This window comes from Paenibacillus allorhizosphaerae (assembly GCF_042659105.1).
GTDB lineage: Bacteria > Bacillota > Bacilli > Paenibacillales > NBRC-103111 > Paenibacillus_G > Paenibacillus_G allorhizosphaerae.
The window spans coordinates 20,496-40,813 of sequence record NZ_JBHSRV010000003.1; the positions used below are offsets into that span (position 1 = coordinate 20,496).

Sequence of the window (20,318 nt, forward strand, 5' to 3'; positions counted from 1 at the left end):
TTCTCATCTCTAATCCGGTTTACTTGTTCTCGTCGAGCACCTGCTGCACTTTCTGCTGTATTTCCTTAGCCCCGTCTTCCGGAGTTCGCTTGCCGTCCATGATATCGTTAAGAATTGGTCCGGCTGCCGCTCTCCATTCGTTCCACGACGGGTTCTCATCCAGCGTTCCGCCCGCTTCTTCTATTCCTTTCGTAAAGGCTTTTTTGTTAAGCGGCTTGGTGGTCGATTTCTCCAGCTGCTGCAGGGCCGTCTTCTTCACAGGCAAGCTCGTTCCGCTTTCCGACAGCAGCGCTTGGCCTTCATCGCTCAAGTAGTATTTGAGAAAAGTCCACCCCGCCTCCTTAACTTCAGGCTTCGATTTGGAGTACATAACCCATTGGTTGACAACCATAGGGACGAAGCGTTTGCCGTCCATCCCGATCGGCATTTTGACCGTGTCCCAATCCAAATCCGGCTTGTTCTTATTTAATGACACCTGTGTAGCATACTGAAAGAAGGTCATTGCGACCTTGCCGTTCTCAAAGAATTTGCCCGTATTGGCCGCCTCGCGGGTAGGACTGATCTTCAGCTTGTTGATCGTATCCGCCCATGCCGTAAGCCCTTGAATGGATTTGGAGTCCGTGAAACTTGACTTCGTCAGTGTGGAATCCAGCGCAGAACCGCCGTAGGCCCTCATCCATGGGAGCCAGCCGAGTGTAATGTTGTTGCCCGTCTGAAAGCCGTAAATATCCGGCTTGCCGTCCCCATTCGTATCTTTCGTCAGCTTCTTGGCCGCTTCGATCATATCGTTGTAGGTCCAATCGTCGGTGGGCAGAGGAACATTCTGTTCCTTAAAGATTTGTTTGTTGTAGGCAAGCGCCCCGGGGTTGATTCCGTGGGGAATGCCATAAATTTTGCCGTCCAGCTTGGCTGAGGTCAGGGCACTTGCATATTCTTCAATCTTCAAATCCCGCTTAATATAAGGTTCCAGATTCTCAGCTACGCCTCGTTTGCCGTAACTGAGAATAACGGCGTTTTCTTGCAGCCACAGATCGGGTGGGTTATTCCCCGCAATCCGTGTGACGATTTTGGTCACAAATTCCGCCCATGGCGTCTCCTCGATTTCGAGCTTAATGTTCGGATTTTTGGCTTGAAAATTGTCAATCAGCTTCTTGCTCGTAATATCGTAGCCGCCGGGCAAACCTATTTTCAAGGTGACGGGTTTTGACGAACCCAGGGCTGTCGTGTTGCTTGCGCCGGACTCATGGTCCGCCGGGTTCCCGGAAGAACAAGCCGTAAGAGTAAAAGCTAGCATAAGTCCGATAGCCGTCTTTTTGCTCATAAGAATAACCTCCCGCTAACAAATAGTGTGGTTGCAGTTACACCTGGCCTTTACTGATTTACTTCCAGAATTTGCCCATCCAACAGCAGTTGTTTGCGCAGCAACCGGTAATCCAGATCCTGCAATGCGCATTGGTGCTGTAGAGCCAAAGCGGCAGCCGTAGCGGCAGATTGACCGAGAATCATAAATACAGGCTCCATCCGAATGGATCCATAGGCAATATGCGAGGACGATAGACAGACCGGAACAAGAAGATTCGTGCACTCGTCTCCTTTAGGAATAATAGCCCGATAGGAGATCGGATACGGCCCCTTCGGACTGATCTCAACATTCCCTTCATTGATGCACCGGCCGTCCAGAACTAACCGTCGGCAATTATGGGAGTCCATGGTGTACGCAGCTAATCCAATCGAATCTTCCTCCACCCGGTAGTGTCGACAATGATGTTCCGTCATGACCACGTCAGCAATCATTCGCCTTGCCTCCCGGATATAGAGCTGGTGCGGCCATCCGCCTGTTGCCTGAAACTCATCGGCCGGTAGCCCCCATTCCCTGACTTCCTCTCTAACCGCTGCCGGTATGCTGTCGTCATTCGCCAAAAAATATAGCATTCCCATATTGTAGTGCACATGCTCTTGAAAGAGCTGCTCTCGGCGTGAATAGCTCGCCTCCGGCCAAGCGTAATTTCGTCCGATATAATCGGTGGAAACGCCGCCCCAATTATTCAAATCGCTTTTGAAGTTGGGCATCATCTTATTAAGTTTCAACGCATCCCATACTCCATTGCGGATATACCGCGCCAATAAAGCGAATTCGTCGCGATCGTAGTTCGGCGGTTCCGGGAAAGGCAGCTGATGATCTTTGCTGCTGCTCAGGCAAATCCGAAAGTTATACGCCTGGACCGATTCATCCCCCTGGCCCTGTACTCCGGGTGCAGCGTCAGTGACCCCCGGCAGCAGCCCGCTGTCCATTTTGCCTTCTACCACAAACGGGTCTACCCAGGCCATAAAGTTATGTTTGGGGTGACCAAAATGAATCCCGTTCAAGATCTCCCTGTATACCGTGTTCGATTCTCTGCCTACGTGATAGGAAACGCCTGCCCGGGCAAGCAGATCGCCTTCGTAGGAAGCGTCAATGAACATAGCCGCCGTGAACCTGTTACCATTCTCCATGGTGATGCTCCGAATACGTCCCGACTGCATTTCTACGCATTCAAGATGCTGCTCGTAATAGATAGGTACGGCCGCCTGCTCCAGCCACTCCGTGTATATTCGCTCCGCCACATGGGGTTCAAATGCCCACGCTCTGCCGTCGGGTTCGTTGCTCTGGTAATATTGTCCCAGGGTACGGTAGAACTCGCTCGAAATCCCGCCGATAGCCACTGCATCCCCTACGTCGGTTCGCCCTAACCCGCTTGCCGTCATGCCCCCTAGATGCTGACTGAATTCGGCGATCACTGCCTTTAAGCCCATGCGGCTTGCTTGCACGGCTGCTGCGATACCGGCAGGCGTACCGCCGTAGATACAAAGATCAGCCTCGATGTGAAGGGGCGGATTGGCATCATCGTTGCAAGGCTTATAGTAGTACAACTTAGAAAATGGGTTCATTAGACATCCCTCTCTCTTAGCTTTTTGTAAGTACCTTCTTGCTATAGATCCCTTTTGACCGGGTCGTAGCGGATCGCACTGAGCTCGGGAGTAGGTATTCTTTTCCCTAGATGCAGCGATTCCATGCCAGTATTAATCATTCCGGTCGTCAGATAGGTTCGTTCCTTACAGACCGTTGATTGTCCGGTGATCACCATATGCTCGATCTGTCTCGTCAGCTTCTCGAAGTGACTGTAAGGACGCCCCAGACCACTGTCGCAGCGGGCGGCCGTAATCTCCCCGTCCTCTCCGCGGAAAGCATAAGCCCACTCTCTTACAAAGCGCTGCAGTTGGAGGACATAGCCCTTAACACCGTCGCCATACTCCACAATGAACAGCACCGGGACATCCACATGATCTCTCGGATGACCGGGAACCGTAATTCTCATCGTTTTCAAGGCTTGGAGCATCAAATCTTCAGGAACACTGCCTTGTTCCATCGCTGCCCAGACAGAGCGGCCTTCCAACGCTTGAACGGCAACGACTCCCTGTTCGCCACAATCTCTTTGCTCGGCTAATGCCTGCAGCACTTCCATTCCGTGAAAGCCGTACGATTCCAGACCAAGCCAGCTGATCACGAAAATATCCTTTACCCGGTTTAATCTGGTTCTGGAGTAGCTTGGTATTGGAGAGGTATGAGGAATAGAGGATCCGCCGAGAAATGGCAGTCCTCTCTTAATCAGTTCTTCATAAATCCATTGCGCGTCTTCCATTCGATGAGACAGATGCTTGTCGTTGAAAATAGGCACTGCCAAACCAAGCCGATCCATCGCCTGGAACGTTTCTTCAAAAAACCTGCGGCGCGGATACAGCTTTTGACGCTTCTCATTCCATGGATAGTCCCCATGCTCGCCGATCAGCAGAACCCCGTCAATCGGGGAGCCATCATGCTGTACAGCTATTGCCCCTTCAATGGTAGCACAGACGGCAACACCGTGAGCTTGCGCTTCGCATACCCCCATATCATTAGGAGGAACCTGGTCCAGATATAAGGACGCTACCTCGATCTGCGGACAATATCCGAACCTGCCTAGCAATCTTCCAAGGATTACTTCCGCGTGGGAATCGGATCGGTATTCGGTTACGATGGCAGCCACTTTTTTGCGTCCGGACGGTATGCTCATGCTTCACCTTCCACCCCTTCATTCATCCAGTTGCCCACTTGTACGAGCCAACTTGCCGTCGATTCAATAATGGCGTGTAAGTACTGAGTGCCCTTGGCAGCATCAGCCGGAAGGATGGAATCCGTGTACCCCTGTGCTCCCGTCAGTTGGCCGTGCTTCCCGATAAAAGTGCCGGCCGGGCCTGCGTTTATCCAAGACCGCTGCGGATGCTGCGAATCTGCGGAAGCTCCGCCGCGAACCAATTGCGGTGCGAGCGATGCGATCAAAGAAGCCTCGAATCCCCCCGCGTGGCCCGGAACCATCCCCATCTCCTGAGCATTCTGCTCGTAAAGAGCGCTCCTCGATAAGCTCCAGTAGGATGCGGATGCCGTCCAAATCGCATGCTTAACCGCCAAATCTTGAGCAGTTTGATGCATCAATTGTTCATTGCCACCATGTGCGTTCAGAAAGATGATCTTGCGGAACCCTCCGCTTACTAAGCTCTCGCCAATCTCATTCAGCATAAGAAGATAGGTTGAAGAGGTGAAAGATAGCGTGCCGCCAAAAGCCAAATGGTGCTGCGAGCAGCCGATGGTTAATGTCGGGGTCAGCAGCAGCTTCATGGACTCTGACGCTTTCCTGCAGGCTTCCAGCGCAATGTTCTCACATACGATGCTATCGGTAAAAACCGGCAGATGCGGTCCATGCTGTTCCGTAGCGGCTAAAGGAACGACTACGGCATATCCTTCCGCTGCATGGAGGTTTAACGTCTCTCGTGTCTGATAATGAAACAAGAAGTCGTTGTTCATAAGGAGAAGCCTCCATCCACTGTTATGAGAGCGCCTGTAACATACGAAGCCGCATCGGAGAGCAGAAATGCAGCCAGCTCCGACACTTCCTCCGGTGTCCCCGATCTTCCTAGCGGCGTCTGCTTGGCTACGGATTCCCGGAAGGAAAGCGGCATGGCGGCTTGAGCTTTATCGGTCTTAATATCTCCGGGAAGCAGTGCATTCGCCCGAATGCCTTTGTCTGCGTAATCGGCAGCTATTACGCGGGTCATCTGATTTACACCCGCTTTGGCCGCTCCATAGGCAAGACAGGTCCGTTTGACCCTATGACTTAACACAGAGGAAGTGTTCAATATAGCACCACCGCCCGATTCTATCATGAGAGGGAGCGAATATTTATTCATCAGAAACGTGCTTGTCAAAGTTCCGACTAGGACTTCATTCCATTCCGCTAATGACAGATCCAGAGCCGGTTTATATATTTGGGTATATGCGTTGTGGTACAATCCGTCCAACCGTCCCCAATGTGCTTGAATCGTTTGCATGGCTAGCTGGATTTGGGATTCATCACGCGCATCCAACCGAATATACAGGAGCTGGTCTTGAAGTACGCTGTCATCGACTGCATCGCTCAGTTGGAGGGCAGCGGACTCCGGGGTGGCCAGATCGCTGGCAACGACGACGGCTCCTCTCTCCAGGAAGATTCTGACCGCAGACAATCCGAGCTTGCCTAACGCCCCTGTAATGTGAATCACTTTTCCACTTAACGGGCCCACCGCCACTCCTCCTATGTAATATTTATATTCTTTCTCAAACGCCGGTTCTCGGACCTAGATTTTCCCATCTGATGCAGCTTCCTCTACCCTCTGGCTCGTTTCCATCATCAAGCAGGCGGTAAGTGAAGCGGACCAATGATAATCGCGGATTACATCCATTTTCCGCCGTATGTCATAGGTCGCTGACGGTGGGCCTTTTCTATAGCATGCCGGAGGGGGAACCTGGTCATAAGAATCGTAATATTCAAAAATGACACCGTACTGCTCATAGTAGTTCCGTACCATCCCGATTGTCACCGAAGCGAGTTGCTTCGCATCTTCAGCCCTTCCCTGCTTTATCAATCCCGTGTATACAAGATAGTTCATATTGATCCATACAGGACCTCTCCACATGTCGGTGCCATAAGTTGCCTCGGATACTGCCGTCGATGCGATAGGATATTTCGTTCGAAAATGCTGTGGATCATACAAGTTCTTTATCAACCGCTCTATGCGTTCTATAGGCATTGTTTGGTTTAGCAGCAAGGGCATGAACCCGCTTACCGCCCTCACCTGGGACATATTACCGTCCATATCCCTGTCGAAATAAAATCCTTCCCCTTCATCCCACAGTAAAGCTTCAATTTGTCGGCTTATATAGGAGGCTTTTTCCTTCCAATGCTTGGCTGTTTCCGGATCCTCCAGTTCTTCAGCTATTAAAGCAATAAAATCGGCGTCCCGAGCGGCAAATACGGAGAAATCGACTGCATCCAATACTGCTGCTCGGTCAAACCTTGGAGAATTATCCATACCGGATTCACCGGAGCGGCACAGCGGATTGCCTTCAATCATCCATTCCAACAACCCGTTGCCGTTGCGGTCCCGATTCGATAAATTCCAAGTCATATATCGTTCCAGAATAGGAAGAGCGTATTGCAAATGGAGGCGCTGCTTCGTATGACAGTAATTTTCCCATACTCCCCAAGCTAGCAGAGGGGGCTGCGTGATGCTTGAGCCGGATCCGTCCACTTTGGTCATGTGGGGGATCATACCGCTCTCCTGCTGCGTATCCAGTACGGATTTAAGGAAATCCCAGGAAAGCAGCGGATCAAGCTTGTTCATGGCCAAGGTATGGAAAACGGAGTCCCACAGCCACATCGCTTGGTGGGGAACACGGTCCGGAGTGGACCAGCGCTGCTTGATCGTTCCTTCTGAAGCAAGTGTATTGACTTTCATAACGCTAAAGCACTTATTTAATAGCTGCTGTTCGGCAGGATCGGCAAGCTTCGGAATATGACGATAAAATCGCAGCCTTTCCTCAGCTGTCTCCAGAGCGTCATATGCCAGTCCCTCCAACGCACGGCATACGGCCTCCTAAACTTGCTTACCGTAGGCCAGCGCCCATCGTTCCCTATCTCTGATCAGTACGACAGCACCTTGACCGTTCGTCGCCTCCGTAATGAATTGGTTGTTATCGGTCCATGCAGTACCTTCATCACTCTTCTCGAAGCTTAAGTCCAAATTGAAAGTCAAAGGGGCAAGCCCAATTAGTGTATGCCAGCTATGATATACAGCCAGAATCTCTCCATCCTCTAACTCGGTCAGCAGCACATCCCCCGTTGCAATTCTAACGTCGCCGGGTTGGGAAGCTTCGAATGTCAGCATTCTCCGCTGGGGTGTATGGAACAATAAGCTGTATCCGGACGCCCCTAGCGTAGCAACGAATTGAGACCTGGATTCCGTCGGTCCATCATATCCCGAAAAAGCAAACAAAGCTCCCTCTTTCCACAGATTGGGCAAATGTTTTTCAACATGCAGCTGCATCAAGTTCGTCAAATGGCTCTCTCCCCTGCAAATGATTAATATTGCTTCTATTATGCGCAATGAAGAGTGCGCCTTCTATAGAACAATCTGCGCTTTCGTTGCATGATTTTGCTCTTTTCGTCGTTACGGTATCCAATAGGCTGTGGTATACTTAGTATCATCAGAGTCATAAGGCGGTGGCTGCATTGGATGCTGTGAAGAAGATCGAACCTTTCGAAGGTAAGCGCTTCCCATTGCGTATGACAGAAGTCAAAAGCTGCTTTCATCTGGTAAGGCCTCACTGGCACGAGCACTTGGAATTCATTCAGGTTACTGAAGGAGACGTTCAGATCCATATTGACAACCGCACGTTTGTAACGAGCGCACCAGCCATTGTATTTATTAACAGCTGCAAAATTCATTCGATGCAATCCTTACATGGGACAAGCAGTACGATCCGCGGCATGATATTCGACATGTCCTTATTGGCCGGGTCATTTGAGAATTCCGAGTCCCAGCATCTATACTCACGATTTCTTCATTCTGCTCCTATTCATGAACCGTTTTTGCCCTCTCATCTGTTATGGAGCGAGCTCCGCTTTCACTTCGAAGCTGCTTACCGCGAATACTTAGCCCAAGACATCGGTTGCGAGCTCATCATCAAGTCGTCCCTGTACCAAATGATGATCCCCTTGCTCCGAAGCTTTCAACAAGAACAATGCCTGTCCAAAGATTTGAGCAAACACTTTGCCCAATATAAACGCTTGAAGCCCGCCCTCGAGCATATAGAATCCAGCTACGCCCAAAAGATTTATACCGATACGCTTGGTTCGCTAGTGAATATGAGCCCTTTTCACTTCACCCGCTTCTTTAAGAAGGTCACGAGTGTCACCCCTATGAACTACATCAATCGCTACCGTGTAGATATGGCCAAGCGGTTGTTGATTCAGCACGACCTAACGATTACACAAATAGCGGAACGCACCGGTTTTTGCAATGTCAATTATTTTGACAAAGTGTTTAAAGAGATGAACGGCTTCACCCCCTTAGAGCTCCGAAAGCAATTTATCGATGGTTAGGCAAAAGAGCTGCGCCGGACAACAAAAAACGTGAGGAACCTGCAATTAGGCTCCTTCACGTTTTGATCAATTAACCGGGCTGGTAATAGTGTATCCAGCTGAGTTTCTTGGCAGCTTGCACGACCAGCTCCGTCATTTGGCTCCAAGTCTCTTCTTTCCACCGCGACGTAGGGATGGAAATGCTCATCGCGGCAATCATCTCTTGATTGGCATTCACTATGGGCGCGGCTACGCAGCGAACGCCTTGCACCGCTTCCCCGTTACTGAATGCAACCCCAGTTCGACGAATTTCCTGCAGATGCTCCGTCAGCACATTCCATTCGGAAATCGTCGTATCGGTTAGAAGCCCCAGCAAATCGGACTCCCTGTATAGTTCCTCTAACTTATCCCCACTTAATGTGCTTAAGAACAACTTTCCCATCGCCGTTGTGTGGAGAGGCAGTTGCATGCCCAGATGGGATACGAAGCGTACCGGATGCGTGCTTTGCTTCTCTGCAATGTATAGAATGTTTCGACCGCTCCGGATCGATAAATAAACGGCCTCATTCACTTCCGAGACGATCTGTTGCGCAACATGCTGAAACTCCGTCGTTAAGCTCGTATGCTGAGCATATTTCGCTCCGATCTGGAAAATTTTATAGCCGAGACGAAACATCTTCCCGTTCTCATCCTTCTCCAGGTAGCCCCGATGAACGAGATTATGAAGGATTTTAAAAACACTGCTCGTCGGAAGCTCCAACCGACGGGAAATGTCCATCAAGCTTAACTCCTGCACTTCGGCTTCTGCAAATAATTCAAATATGTCTAACACGCGATCGGCCGACTTGACCGTAGGATTCGTTTTGTCCGTTGTCGACATGCAGCTTCCTTCCTTTAATCAAATAATAAAGTACCGAACCTCTCCGAAACATGGAATGAAGGATGGTAGGTAGGAGACCAAGCGCAATAGTGCCTTGTTCCGGACTTCTCCTGATCGATTCGGTAAAAGTTGATTCGCCAGCAATCCCCGCCGTCGGGCATGACACTGAATTGGCTAAACGGCATCGTTATCTGATAGTGAAAACCACCGTCGGTCGGGGTTACGGACGTCTGCAAGCCTTCCATATTCCATGAGGTGTCCACATCCAACCGTCCGCCCGGTTTCGTGTAGTTATGGTTGGTAACGAGTGCATCGAAAATAACATTGTTCGGGCTAACCTCAATTTCTTTATAGTGCGTTCCCATCCCCGTTTCATCTATGAAGATTTCCACGACGTCCTGCTCATAGAGTGGATCGTCCCTGTCGGTAAACGTCGAGATAACGAAATCATCCTGGCACTTGAAGCGGAAATATACAGCGCGGCTATCCCAGCAGCTTTGCACGAAAGTACGAAGCGCGGGTTGCTCTCCTGTCGGGGAATCTACCAATTCAAGCGTCGGCAAGGAGTTCCAGTGGATATCATCCTGCCCTGAAGGTACCCGCATGCACCGATAAATATAACGTTCCGTCGTCATTGCAGCATCAATCATCCTTATGGTTTAAGTTTGTCTCTTGGGGGAGAGAGCCATTGCATCGATTTCTACCAATATATCATAATTTAAATCGCAATAGATGGTTGTCCTTGCCGGATAGGGGTATGAAAAATAGCTTCCATACACCTGATTGAATTCATCGTAGAGGGCCCGTTCCTTTAAATACACATTCACTTTGACCACATCCTCCAACGCAGCACCCGCCTCCTGCAAAATACGTTGAATGTTATCGAGCGTCTGTACGGTTTGAGTCTTTAAATCCGGTCCGACAACTCGGCCGGTAGCGGGATCAAGCCCTCCTTGACCGGATACGAATACGAAGCCTCCCGCCGCTATAGCGGAGGAAAAAGGCAGTCCAGAGCCCTCTTGGGTCGCAATCGATTGTTTCTTCTGAAGCATCCTAAAATCACTCCTTCCACGTCTATTTCCAGAGAGCCCAGCAGCGTCCTGCGATGTCCGTTCGGAAGCTTTCAATAGCTCCGGTATCGGCAACCGTGACATAGCAGGTGCGTCCATCGATACCGCCGAACGTGACATTCGTGCACAGCTTGCCGTTCAATGCAACCTCCCCGACCAGTACGCCCTCCGGGGATAGGACGGCAACCGTTCCTTTTCCATGCCGGGTAACATATACATTGCCTGCCATATCGCAGCGCATCCCATCCAAACCGTAGTCGGCGAATTCATAAAACAGCCGCTTGTTGCCAATCTCCTTCTTTTCAGACAAATCATATTTCCATATTCTCCGCTGCAATGTTTCATTCACATACAACGTCCGTTCGTCGTAGCTCACCTCGATGCCATTCGTGGTTCCCATACCTGTTTCCAGCAGCTCGCAGTTGCCGCTGGGGCCGATTCGCCAAAGCCTTCCGTTCCCTTGCTTCCAGTTCGGATCACTGGCAAACCACGTTTCGTTCCTCGTAACGGCCAAGTCATTAGGCTGATTCATTCTCGGTTCCTCGGCAAATATCGATATTTGCTTCGTCATCATATCCACTTTCAGAATGCGGTGACCTGAGTAATCAGCTATGTACATATGGCCAGAGCGGTTGAAGCGAATAGCATTGCCGGTCGCACCCTCCGGAAGCTCCAGGAAAAGACTGCCGTTTCCTTCAGGTGTAACTTTCCCTATCGTATGCCTTCTGGCGTAATTCACGGCGTATACATTTCCCTGCACATCACAGGCAGGTCCTTCAATCCCGGATGTAAAAGAGTGCGGTGCCGTTAACCTGACGCTAACAGACTGCAACTGCATCCACCTCACTTCTCGCGTATTATGGGGCTATTCGCATTGCAACCCGCTCCACCGCATCCAGCGTTTCTCTTACTTCCGCTTCTCCATGGGCAGCCGATACATACCACAGCCCATTAGGCCGGACCAGAATCCCGGCATTCAGCATTTCTTCGGCAAATCGGGTATAAAGCTGTGTATCGCGAAGTTGGAACGTATCGAAGTCGGAGACTTCCGATTGATCGATAAACATAAGATGAAAGACAGGTCCCGGCTGGCTCTTCATAACGCCTTCCGTGGTAATCATCGTTTGCGGAACCACCAACATATTCGGCCTGGCAATAGCCATTCTCGGCTTAATCTCCCCGTTTAGGTGACGCAACAACAAGTCAACGGCTTCCATTCCGCGCTCGTACGCATCAATATGCGGGTATCTATCGTATCCTACCAACAGGCTGCATAATGCAGACATTTCGGTTCCAAGATTGGCATGCAAATCCACCGTAGCCGCAATCGGGAGTTCCTGGCCAACGACGGCCCGGATAGCTTCCAATAAGGCGACTTCCATATCGCAGTGCTGCTCCGACACCATAGCTCCATGAAGGATGACAACCAGTCCGTCCAGCCCTGGTTCAATAGACGCCGGCAGCTGCTCCAGAATTCGTTGCGCCGCCTCGGCAGATACGATTCCGCCTGGTGTTGCTGAAGCATACACTCCCGGAACAAGCTGAATGTTCCATTGATTGGCAGCGTCAATCACTCCCCCCATGGTTGTACGAGTGTGCAGGAACAAGGACATAAATGCCTCTTTGCCGGCTGTGAAACAATGGCGAAAATCTTTCCATTGCGTAATGCCCGGAGCGAACGTGTTCGTTTCATGATAAACGCCGACAACACCGATGCGCAGCTGAGCTGACAAGCACGGATCACCACCTTGTATCCATATTTTGGACCATCAATGAGAGATTATGGAAACAGTGTAGCACGAGGTAGTAATTTATAACAAGAAAAATAATTCACATAAAGAAAACGAATTTCATTTCAAACCATAATAAAAGCGCCCAGCCGTAGCCGCAGCGCCCCTGCTTTCATTACATCAGCTAATAATTTGATAATTCGGTCTGGTCTTATCAAAATAAGGAATTTCCCAGCACACCTTCTTATACTAAATCATGCAGTAAAAAAGTTTACACTTTCACTGTTTACTATCCTATTCACAAAGAAAAATTCTATAAGTACCATTTCTGGGTTCTCAGGAGACTCTTCGTGCAAGATAAACTCTCCTATCATAAAATCTCCATTAGGATTATATAATCGAACTTTCACCTTGTCTGTCTCCATGCATATTTACCCCCAAGTTACCCCCAAGAATTGTCACGACCAATCTTCTTGATTTAATGGATTATACATCCATATTTTAACATGGACTAAATTTCCAGACTATCCTCCCGTTAACGCAATGACGGCTGCCCCGCGGCAGCCGTTTTGGTATTGAACTATCGTTCCCTTTAGCTCAATTTTAACGACTGTACGAAGTCCCTCAGTTCAAGATTAAACCGTTCCGGTTGATCCCAGAAGACGGCATGTCCTGCCTCTTCATATAGCGATAATCTGGAATTTGGAGTGATTTCAACGATTCTTCGCGCTACTGCTGGATTGACGGTTCGATCATGCATTCCTTGCGTGATCAGAACCGGCTTGGTAAGTGAGGCTAATAGATCATCATTCGTTACATGTCTATTAAAGATTCCTTGATGAACGTAACTCGGAACGATTACATTGCATCCGAGAAAGAAATAGTGTTCCTCCGGAGTCAGCGCTTTATGATGAACACACTGCTTTAACCACTGATCCAGAGCATTTACTCTTACCATGGGTTCATCGGAAAAGATGCTTGTTGAAAATTGTAGCGTAGCGCTGCCCAAATCAGCCATTGAAGCTTCTCTGCCGAGTCGGGTTATAGCTCCGACAAAATGGATGCCTCCAATCTCTTTCTCCCCATAAACACGGATATAATCAAGAATTGGTATTCCCGCGAACGACCAACCGACTAAAACCGGCTGCATTAGATGAAGCTGCTTAATGACAGCGTGAATATCCTCAGCCCACAGCCGAGCATCTCCATACCCGTCTTTCGGCTTTTCCGAAAGTCCATGGCCGCGCAAATCCATAGTTACCAGCCTGAAATCCGATGCGAGCTCTGAATGAATTTGCATGTTCCAGCATAAGCGGCACTGTGATCCTCCGTGAATAAACAGGAGCGGTCGGCCATGAACAGCACCGAATTCCTCGACATGCAGTTTAACGCCTCCACCTCCCGTTACCAGATGCGTAGCGGGTTTCCGCCGCTCATTGTGCGACTGCTTATTAATCGCCATATAACCCCCTCCTTGTAGTAAAATCTTATACTTGTTCTTTTATTCCGTCTAATTTATTGTTATCATACAAATCATGCATTTTTGTAATCAATCAAGGAGGGGAAATGATGGAATGGCAGCAGATTGAATATTTTATTGCAGTTGCTCAGTTACAGCATATGACCAATGCCGCAAAGGAACTATCCCTAACTCAGTCTGCATTAAGTCGTTCCATATCCGCTTTAGAAAAAGAGTTAGGTGTTGCATTATTTGAACGTAGCGGCCGCAGCCTAGTTTTGAATCGGTATGGACGCATTTTTTTGGAGCGTGCCAAGCTCGCATTGATGGAAATTGAGAAGGGTAAGCAAGAGATTACGAATCTAATAAATCCTTCGGCTGGAGTAATCTCTCTGAGCTTCCTTCATATGCTCGGTGCCCAACTAATTCCGTCCTTGCTTAATTCGTTCCGCGAACGATATGCGGACATCCGATTTGAATTGCATCAGAGTTCCAACAATGAGCTGTTGACGTTAATATCCAATAACGACTGCGATTTTGGCATAACTACGCCGGAGTTTGTGAATGATTCGTTTCATTGGCATCTAATGGGAAAATCCGAACTGTTCCTCGCAACCCCTCTTAATCATCGATGGGTTAACCTAAGCAGCGTAAATTTGGAGGAGCTTCGGGAGGTACCTTACGTCGGATTAAAAACCTCTTGCGGACTAAGCTTCACCATCAATAAACTGTTCGAAAAAAAGCAGATTCGTCCGAACACCGTATTTCATGCAGATGAATTGGATACGGTAGCCGGATTGGTGTCTGCCGGATTTGGCGTTGCTATACTGCCAAAAACGTTAGGCCTTCAAAACCATCCTTTGGTTTGGCTGAAAGTGGATGAACCAGAATGTGAGCTTACTCTTGGGGTAGTTTGGAAAAAAAATAAAGAACTTACCCCTGTATCAAATATTTTTCTTTCATTCATACGTGAAAAATATTCAACTGAATGTTAACCTGCAGGCTTGCCGTTGATCTTATTTTTGAAAAAACGACTCCCGATTATGGGAGTCGTCAAAACTTGCTGTAGATCACGAATATTACGATCAAGCCCCTGCTTGGCGCCTCTTCAATGCCGGTATTATGGTTGATGAGCTTCCATCCGATCCTGGATGAACTTGCGAAAGTTTGTCCGAGGCCTCCACTCCCCAATGGGTCACGAAGAAATAGAACGATTTTCCACTCTCATCTTTTTCGTTTCCAGTAAAGCACGAAAGTGCGTATCGTATTCCGTGAATACCCTATTCTCCACCGATGTGATCGAGTACTGCTCAACACCGCGCCATGCTCCCTCCGGTTTCCGGGTTTCCTCGCCTTTGTTCTATTATCCCAAACTCCGCTTGGCACAAGATCGGTAGGTGATCGGAAGCCAAAGTGAAGATCACTTCGTGATTCGACAGGCGAATGTGCCTGTTCCCTAACATATAATCGATACGTTTGACCGGGCGGTCCGCCGCAAACGTGTACAATGCGGACGATGTAGGCTCCCCTGCGCAGGAGTCGCAGAACTCCCGGAAAATCCGCACCATCTCGGGCGAACCCGGCTCGGCATTGAAGTCTCCGACGACGACGCCAGGTCCGATCTTCTCGTTCATCCATTGGATCGTTTCCCCCGACTGGATCATGCGTTCCTCTGCCTCGAGACCCCAATGCGTGCAATAAAAATGAAGTACAACGCCCTCGACGTCGATTTCAGTCTCCAGCAGTTCCCGCCGACTTTTCACACAGGTAGAGAACAGCCGCTGCCGGCTAGCCTGGATCGGATGTTTGCTCAGCACCGCGGCTCCATGCTTGCGTCTGTGCCCCCGGGATTCCGCCGTCGGATCCAGATCGATGCTGCCGCCGTAAACGTGATGCATACCCAACTCCGAGGCCAACCAAGCGGTTTGGTCCTCGTAGTCGCTGCGCTCGCTCCAATGCTCGTCGGCTTCTTGAATGCCTACGATATCGGCACCAGATCGCTTGATCACATCCGCGACTCGCGACAAATCGACTTGATCGTCCATGCCCCGCCCATGTCTGATGTTGTAAGACATAAGCTTGATTCGTACCATTTTTCTCCTCACCCCCAATCATTTCTCCTTTCTTTCTTTATCCCTTGAACGCTCCGATCCGCTGCCGAACGGAATAGCCGTTTCCGTTCATATCGGATGACTTGACGGCCTTTTATACGCATAAAATTCGTCAAGTGTCTGCGGTTCGAGTATATTCAACCGATCCAGCCATTCTTACCGAGTTACTGATCTGTATCACATGAAAGCCCGGCTCATACACAAGCAGGAACGAGTGGATGTTGCCGTCCGGCATCGTAAAGCCTTGTTTGATGAACGAATATGTTCCCATCAGCTTCTTACAATTCGCGCATGCTTGTCGGTCAGCTCGTTCAGCTTGATGAAGATTCTTTGGCTTTCGTACAGCATCAAATCCGAAGTAGGTATTCTTAGCGTATGGAACGAATCCAGATAATCGCTGCTGGCTAGCGCCAGATTCCGCTTCTCCCCTATCCCATCGAACGGGACAAGTTGGAAATCGACCTTGACATTCGTCATCTTTACGTATTGTTTCTAGAGAGTCGTCTCATTTTGTTCGCGGTCGTAACCGCTTTGACTATAAAGAAGGTGAACTGGATCGGTTGTTTCACGATAGGGAAACCCGTCGCATTGTCGAGAGCCTCCCGAACCCACGATAATATGAATTTTCGGACGTTAAAGCTTAAACGCCTTCGTTCTCCCAAAACATACTCATGCGCCGTATTTCCCCAGAGGTCAGTCTGCTGACCTCCACCTCATACCCGCCAGAAGTCCATGCCTCCTCATCGGGAATATAACCGATGTAATCATTCGCATAACATACGACGACATGCCCGGCGTTCCGCTGCCTCAGCACCGACGCAAAGCTGGAGAAGAGCTCGCCTGGAATCATCCACAGGGTCATCCCTCCAAGCACGATGCGTTGAAGAACAGTCCGAATCGAATTCCCGCCCAGCCGATCTTGAAACTCGAAGGCGGACATTGCGGAATCGTACTGCTGCAACGAAGGAAGCTCCTTCGCTTTCGTCAGGCAGGAAACGAGCAAACTCCCGACCCGCTCCGCCTCTGCAGGATCGGACGCTCTGCGCGTATATCGTGTACTGATATCACCAGCCGCTCCGTTCGCATAAAGGAAAACCGCTCCGGGATGCTGCTTTTCCATCAGTGATGCAGCCGCTCCGGGGAAGTCCGAGGAAACGGTGCTCGTCTGAGGTCCGATAACCGTCGGATGACAGGCGAAGTGCAGCAGGCCGCCGATCACCTTCGAACCCTCTGGGTCGCAAATATGCAGGACGCTTAAGGCCGGGTCAGCGGTTTTACCCTTGTCTCTGCGATTCCCGGCAACTCCGGGGCACTCAGCTCGGTACCATTGCAGGCGAACCTTCCTCAACGACGCCAAAGCCTTCCTCACGCCGCTAACGATCGCATCTGTTAGCCGATGTCTATACTCCATGGGAAGATGACCGGGGTCCGTTGTCCACAAGCCTTTATGCAACACGTCCGGCACGCCGTCGATCGCGCAGTGCGTATGGGTGGCGAACAGGCTTACCCTGTCGGGTGGAATCCTTTCTTCGATCTGTAACCGACGAATCACGGCGTCCCGTATGTTCCGGTCTATCCCGAGCAGATCCAGACTGACTAGGGCGAAGCGCGTCTCCCCATCACAACCGGCCATGCATTTGCCATACAATCTCGAATGAACACTGTCCGCCAACTTCCCGCGTGTGGCATACCCTCCCAAGTCGCAAGGCAACGAAGGCGTAATATCGAATTTGGACATACCCATTGTCAACGACTCGCGACCGCTCATGACTGAAGCTCCTTCAAAGCAAGCATCACGGCACCGTGCGCCGGACTTCGGTGCGGCTCCTGCAACATACGGCTCCATTCCCCAAGGTGAGACTTAAGCGGATTGAGGATTGCTTCTCCCATGCGAAATACACCACCTGCGTATGATAATGCCGGCGGACTTTCCCAATCTACCCGGTTCGCCAATGTGAGCAGGTGCTCCGCCAATCGCCGGCCCGCATCGTCCAGAATGCGCAAGGCAATCTCGTCTTTTTGCGCGGCGCATGCCGCAACCTCAACTGCCAATGACGCGATTTCCTTTCTCCTGTAGCCGCCGTATACCTTGTCAATGATATCCAAATCATGCTGTACTTCAAGGAGGGTGAGCAGTCGTTCCGTCAGCAATGTAGGCTTGCCGCGCCCGTCCAGAGCCATAACCACTGCGCGTAGCGCATCGCAGCCAATGGAATAGCCGCTCCCCTCGTCGCCGAACCACGGCCCCCATCCGCCGCACCGCAACGTCGTTCCGTCCTGCCGCCGGGCGTATGCAATGGAGCCGGTGCCTGCTATGACGACAACTCCGGGACGCCCGCCTAGCGCTCCTTCCAGTGCGATTCGGGAATCGATGAAGCCTCGCAGTTTCGCCTCGGGAAACGCGTCTCTCAGCAGCGTCAGTATCCAATGATCGTCCGTTTCCTTCACAATTGCCGCAGATCCGATACACATGCTCAACACTTGGCCAGATTCAGTCTTCACTATGTCGCATATTTGCGCGATAAGCGACTTCAGATGGAGGGATGCGGCATCAACTCCTTCGACTATCGAATTGATCCCTCCCGACGATATCGTATGCGCCGTTTCCGAGGTCATCTCGAACAGGATCGCCTCCGTCTTCGAGCCACCGCCATCAATACCCACCAAATACTGTTTCACGCATCCTCATTCCTCTTCAATCATTTTCCGCCAATTTTGCGTTATGGGTGTCGCCTTCTTCCACATTTGCGCTTACATACACCTGTGGAACGAGACCTTGCCGCGCGATATTGTCCGCCACCTGCACCATAACGCTGTTGATGATGAACGCGCCGATGACGGAGGAGGTCGGACCTACCGCGACGCCGACGTTCTCCAGTCGGACAGAGGCGTCGCCCCGATCCCCGCAGTTGTCGAGCACGATATCGGCAATCTCGTACAGCTTTTTCCCGCTGCTATGTCTTGGTGCGGCGCTCATCGAATGCTTCACATTCGTGATCGCTATAACGGCGGCTCCTCTGGCTTTGGCTCCGAATGCCATTTCCACCGGAACCGCATTAAGTCCGGAATTGGAGATGATAAAGATAAGATCGTCTTGTCCGACTTTATGTTCATCCAGAAGAATGTCCGCATAGCCCTCCATACGTTCCATCCTCGTGCTTTTCACTGCGCTTTCGTGGAGCATTAAAGCGGTTTCAAGTATCGGCTTGACTTGCTTGAAGCCGCCTGCCCGATAATAGGCTTCCTCCGCGAGCATGTGCGAATGTCCTGTTCCGAAGAAGAACAACTGCTTGTTCGCAAGCAGCACCTTCGCGCATCGTTCGGAAGCTTTGTGCATCATGTCTGCCTGCGTTAGGATGACCTGCTTGATAATACTTTGCACTTTCTCAAAATATCTTTCCATTTTCGCCCACATCCCATATCGTTCGGTCTGGTGTCTAATACTTTTTCGATTTCAAAGCTTCTGTCGTGGCTTGGATCATCGTAATCGATTCATCAAAATGTTCGAGCGAAGCCCCAACCATCAGGGCGTCGACAACGCTCAGCTGTGCCATCAATGAAGGCATGCCCCCGCTTTCAAACGGCGTCTCGTGCACGGCGCTTCTCAAGGCGATATGGCTTGTTCTGGCGACGGGTGACCGGGGGTATCCGGTAATGGTCACCGTAAACGCGCCGCGCCGTTTCACCTCTTCAAGCGATTCCACGATACTCTTCGTGCTTCCGGACTGCGACACGGCCAGTACGACATCCCCTCGCTTCACCAGAGCAGTAGACAACGCAATATGATGGCTGTCGGTGCAAGATTTCGTCAAAAGTCCGATTCGCGTAAACCGGTAGGCGGCATATTCGGCGACAAGACCCGATGTACCGAATCCGAACAAATAAATCATGCGGGCGTCGGCCAACGCTTGCGCAGCCTTCTGCAACTGCGTCAAATCAAGATTCTGGAATGTCCCATTTAGCGCCTGCACATTGTTGGAATGGATTTTCCCGATGGCGGTCTCCAAGCTATCTTCCTTGCGAATATTTTCATAAAGCGTCGGAGCCTCTGCAAACGTCGAAAGTCTAGCCAAGTTGATCTTCAAGTCCTGGAAGCCCGAAAATCCGACTGCTTTGCAGAATCGGATCACAGTCGCTTCGCTAACCTGACACTCTTGGGCAATGTCGGAGATGTTGCTGTTTATCGTCTCTTCGGGATGTCGCATAGTATAGTCTGCAACCGCTTTCTCTGACTTGCGCAGCTGGTTATATACTTGGCCTATAGCTTGCAGTACTCCACCTGTCAAACCGGAAGCTTGCGAAGATCGAAGTTCTCTCATGGCGGATGGTTCGCCCCTTTGTATTTTAAATACATATTATATTTATTATGTTGTAATTTTTACTACATTTAGAGATTATCACAAAAATCACATACATACAATTAAATTGTTTATCTATTTTCATGATATAAACCTTCAAAGTTCCACCTTATCCCTTATCCCTTCCCGACTGGCTCTACTATTGCGTACAAAAAAAACCATCGCTGGGACGATGGTTTTGACTCTAAATGTCTTACGCCCAAGGAACATCTGACGTCCATTATCGATCACATAGC

Annotated in this window: 22 protein-coding genes; 2 read left to right on the forward strand and 20 right to left on the reverse strand. The window is 50.1% G+C overall.

Annotated elements, in window-relative coordinates:
• Positions 1 to 19: 19 nt before the first annotated feature.
• The 7 genes from ACFQI7_RS13380 to ACFQI7_RS13410 form a co-directional block, all read right to left on the reverse strand.
• Positions 20 to 1,321, reverse strand: coding sequence for an ABC transporter substrate-binding protein (locus ACFQI7_RS13380; protein WP_218101540.1), 1,302 nt, complete (start codon positions 1,319 to 1,321; stop codon positions 20 to 22).
• 50 nt (positions 1,322 to 1,371) lie between these two features.
• Complete coding sequence (locus tag ACFQI7_RS13385; protein ID WP_218101539.1) at positions 1,372 to 2,928, reverse strand: FAD-dependent oxidoreductase; 1,557 nt, start codon at positions 2,926 to 2,928, stop codon at positions 1,372 to 1,374.
• Positions 2,929 to 2,969: 41 nt separating this feature from the next.
• Positions 2,970 to 4,091 (reverse strand): hypothetical protein, encoded by a 1,122-nt coding sequence (locus ACFQI7_RS13390; protein ID WP_218101538.1) that lies wholly within the window; start codon positions 4,089 to 4,091, stop codon positions 2,970 to 2,972.
• A complete protein-coding gene (locus tag ACFQI7_RS13395; protein ID WP_218101537.1) occupies positions 4,088 to 4,879 on the reverse strand; it encodes a creatininase family protein in 792 nt (263 codons plus the stop codon). The genes ACFQI7_RS13390 and ACFQI7_RS13395 overlap by 4 nt, the downstream gene beginning before the upstream one ends.
• Positions 4,876 to 5,634, reverse strand: coding sequence for an SDR family NAD(P)-dependent oxidoreductase (locus tag ACFQI7_RS13400; protein ID WP_230415396.1), 759 nt, complete (start codon positions 5,632 to 5,634; stop codon positions 4,876 to 4,878). The genes ACFQI7_RS13395 and ACFQI7_RS13400 overlap by 4 nt, the downstream gene beginning before the upstream one ends.
• A gap of 54 nt (positions 5,635 to 5,688) precedes the next feature.
• A complete protein-coding gene (locus ACFQI7_RS13405; RefSeq protein WP_218101535.1) occupies positions 5,689 to 6,849 on the reverse strand; it encodes an amylo-alpha-1,6-glucosidase in 1,161 nt (386 codons plus the stop codon).
• Positions 6,850 to 6,987: 138 nt separating this feature from the next.
• The gene (locus ACFQI7_RS13410; protein WP_218101534.1) at positions 6,988 to 7,449 is read right to left on the reverse strand and encodes a hypothetical protein; all 462 of its coding nucleotides are present in this window, start codon (positions 7,447 to 7,449) and stop codon (positions 6,988 to 6,990) included.
• 182 nt (positions 7,450 to 7,631) lie between these two features.
• Between ACFQI7_RS13410 and ACFQI7_RS13415 the strand changes: the two genes are divergently transcribed.
• Positions 7,632 to 8,495 carry a helix-turn-helix domain-containing protein gene (locus ACFQI7_RS13415; protein ID WP_230415413.1) on the forward strand — a complete coding sequence of 288 codons (864 nt, stop codon included), beginning with the start codon at positions 7,632 to 7,634 and terminating at the stop codon, positions 8,493 to 8,495.
• 70 nt (positions 8,496 to 8,565) lie between these two features.
• Here the strand turns inward: ACFQI7_RS13415 and ACFQI7_RS13420 are convergent, their stop codons facing one another.
• From ACFQI7_RS13420 to ACFQI7_RS13450, 7 genes are all read right to left on the reverse strand, one after another.
• Positions 8,566 to 9,354: an IclR family transcriptional regulator gene (locus ACFQI7_RS13420; RefSeq protein ID WP_218101532.1), complete on the reverse strand. Its 789-nt coding sequence runs from the start codon at positions 9,352 to 9,354 to the stop codon at positions 8,566 to 8,568.
• Positions 9,355 to 9,368: 14 nt separating this feature from the next.
• Positions 9,369 to 9,989: a carbohydrate-binding family 9-like protein gene (locus tag ACFQI7_RS13425; RefSeq protein ID WP_218101531.1), complete on the reverse strand. Its 621-nt coding sequence runs from the start codon at positions 9,987 to 9,989 to the stop codon at positions 9,369 to 9,371.
• Positions 9,990 to 10,013: 24 nt separating this feature from the next.
• On the reverse strand, positions 10,014 to 10,406 hold the full coding sequence (locus ACFQI7_RS13430) for a RidA family protein (RefSeq protein WP_218101530.1): 393 nt from the start codon (positions 10,404 to 10,406) through the stop codon (positions 10,014 to 10,016).
• A gap of 22 nt (positions 10,407 to 10,428) precedes the next feature.
• Positions 10,429 to 11,262, reverse strand: coding sequence for an SMP-30/gluconolactonase/LRE family protein (locus ACFQI7_RS13435; RefSeq protein ID WP_218101529.1), 834 nt, complete (start codon positions 11,260 to 11,262; stop codon positions 10,429 to 10,431).
• Between the two features lie 19 nt (positions 11,263 to 11,281).
• Complete coding sequence (locus ACFQI7_RS13440; protein WP_218101528.1) at positions 11,282 to 12,157, reverse strand: M81 family metallopeptidase; 876 nt, start codon at positions 12,155 to 12,157, stop codon at positions 11,282 to 11,284.
• A 251-nt stretch (positions 12,158 to 12,408) separates the two neighbouring features.
• Positions 12,409 to 12,579: a hypothetical protein gene (locus ACFQI7_RS13445; protein WP_218101527.1), complete on the reverse strand. Its 171-nt coding sequence runs from the start codon at positions 12,577 to 12,579 to the stop codon at positions 12,409 to 12,411.
• 167 nt (positions 12,580 to 12,746) lie between these two features.
• Positions 12,747 to 13,616: an alpha/beta fold hydrolase gene (locus tag ACFQI7_RS13450; protein WP_218101526.1), complete on the reverse strand. Its 870-nt coding sequence runs from the start codon at positions 13,614 to 13,616 to the stop codon at positions 12,747 to 12,749.
• A gap of 104 nt (positions 13,617 to 13,720) precedes the next feature.
• On the opposite strand from ACFQI7_RS13450, the gene ACFQI7_RS13455 reads away from it, so the two are divergent.
• Positions 13,721 to 14,608 carry a LysR family transcriptional regulator gene (locus ACFQI7_RS13455; protein ID WP_218101525.1) on the forward strand — a complete coding sequence of 296 codons (888 nt, stop codon included), beginning with the start codon at positions 13,721 to 13,723 and terminating at the stop codon, positions 14,606 to 14,608.
• Positions 14,609 to 14,923: 315 nt separating this feature from the next.
• On the opposite strand, the gene ACFQI7_RS13460 is transcribed toward ACFQI7_RS13455, so the two are convergent.
• The 6 genes from ACFQI7_RS13460 to ACFQI7_RS13485 form a co-directional block, all read right to left on the reverse strand.
• Positions 14,924 to 15,718 (reverse strand): endonuclease/exonuclease/phosphatase family protein, encoded by a 795-nt coding sequence (locus ACFQI7_RS13460; RefSeq protein ID WP_218101524.1) that lies wholly within the window; start codon positions 15,716 to 15,718, stop codon positions 14,924 to 14,926.
• Positions 15,719 to 15,994: 276 nt separating this feature from the next.
• On the reverse strand, positions 15,995 to 16,201 hold the full coding sequence (locus ACFQI7_RS13465) for a hypothetical protein (protein ID WP_218101523.1): 207 nt from the start codon (positions 16,199 to 16,201) through the stop codon (positions 15,995 to 15,997).
• A gap of 163 nt (positions 16,202 to 16,364) precedes the next feature.
• The gene (locus ACFQI7_RS13470) at positions 16,365 to 17,492 is read right to left on the reverse strand and encodes a neutral/alkaline non-lysosomal ceramidase N-terminal domain-containing protein (protein WP_218101522.1); all 1,128 of its coding nucleotides are present in this window, start codon (positions 17,490 to 17,492) and stop codon (positions 16,365 to 16,367) included.
• Positions 17,489 to 18,403, reverse strand: coding sequence for an N-acetylglucosamine kinase (locus ACFQI7_RS13475; RefSeq protein ID WP_218101521.1), 915 nt, complete (start codon positions 18,401 to 18,403; stop codon positions 17,489 to 17,491). Before ACFQI7_RS13475 ends, ACFQI7_RS13470 begins: the two co-directional genes overlap by 4 nt.
• Before the next feature lie 16 nt (positions 18,404 to 18,419).
• Positions 18,420 to 19,127 (reverse strand): SIS domain-containing protein, encoded by a 708-nt coding sequence (locus ACFQI7_RS13480; protein ID WP_218101520.1) that lies wholly within the window; start codon positions 19,125 to 19,127, stop codon positions 18,420 to 18,422.
• 34 nt (positions 19,128 to 19,161) lie between these two features.
• Entirely contained in the window at positions 19,162 to 20,043 is an 882-nt protein-coding gene (locus tag ACFQI7_RS13485; RefSeq protein WP_218101519.1) for a MurR/RpiR family transcriptional regulator, read from the reverse strand.
• Positions 20,044 to 20,318 lie beyond the last annotated feature (275 nt).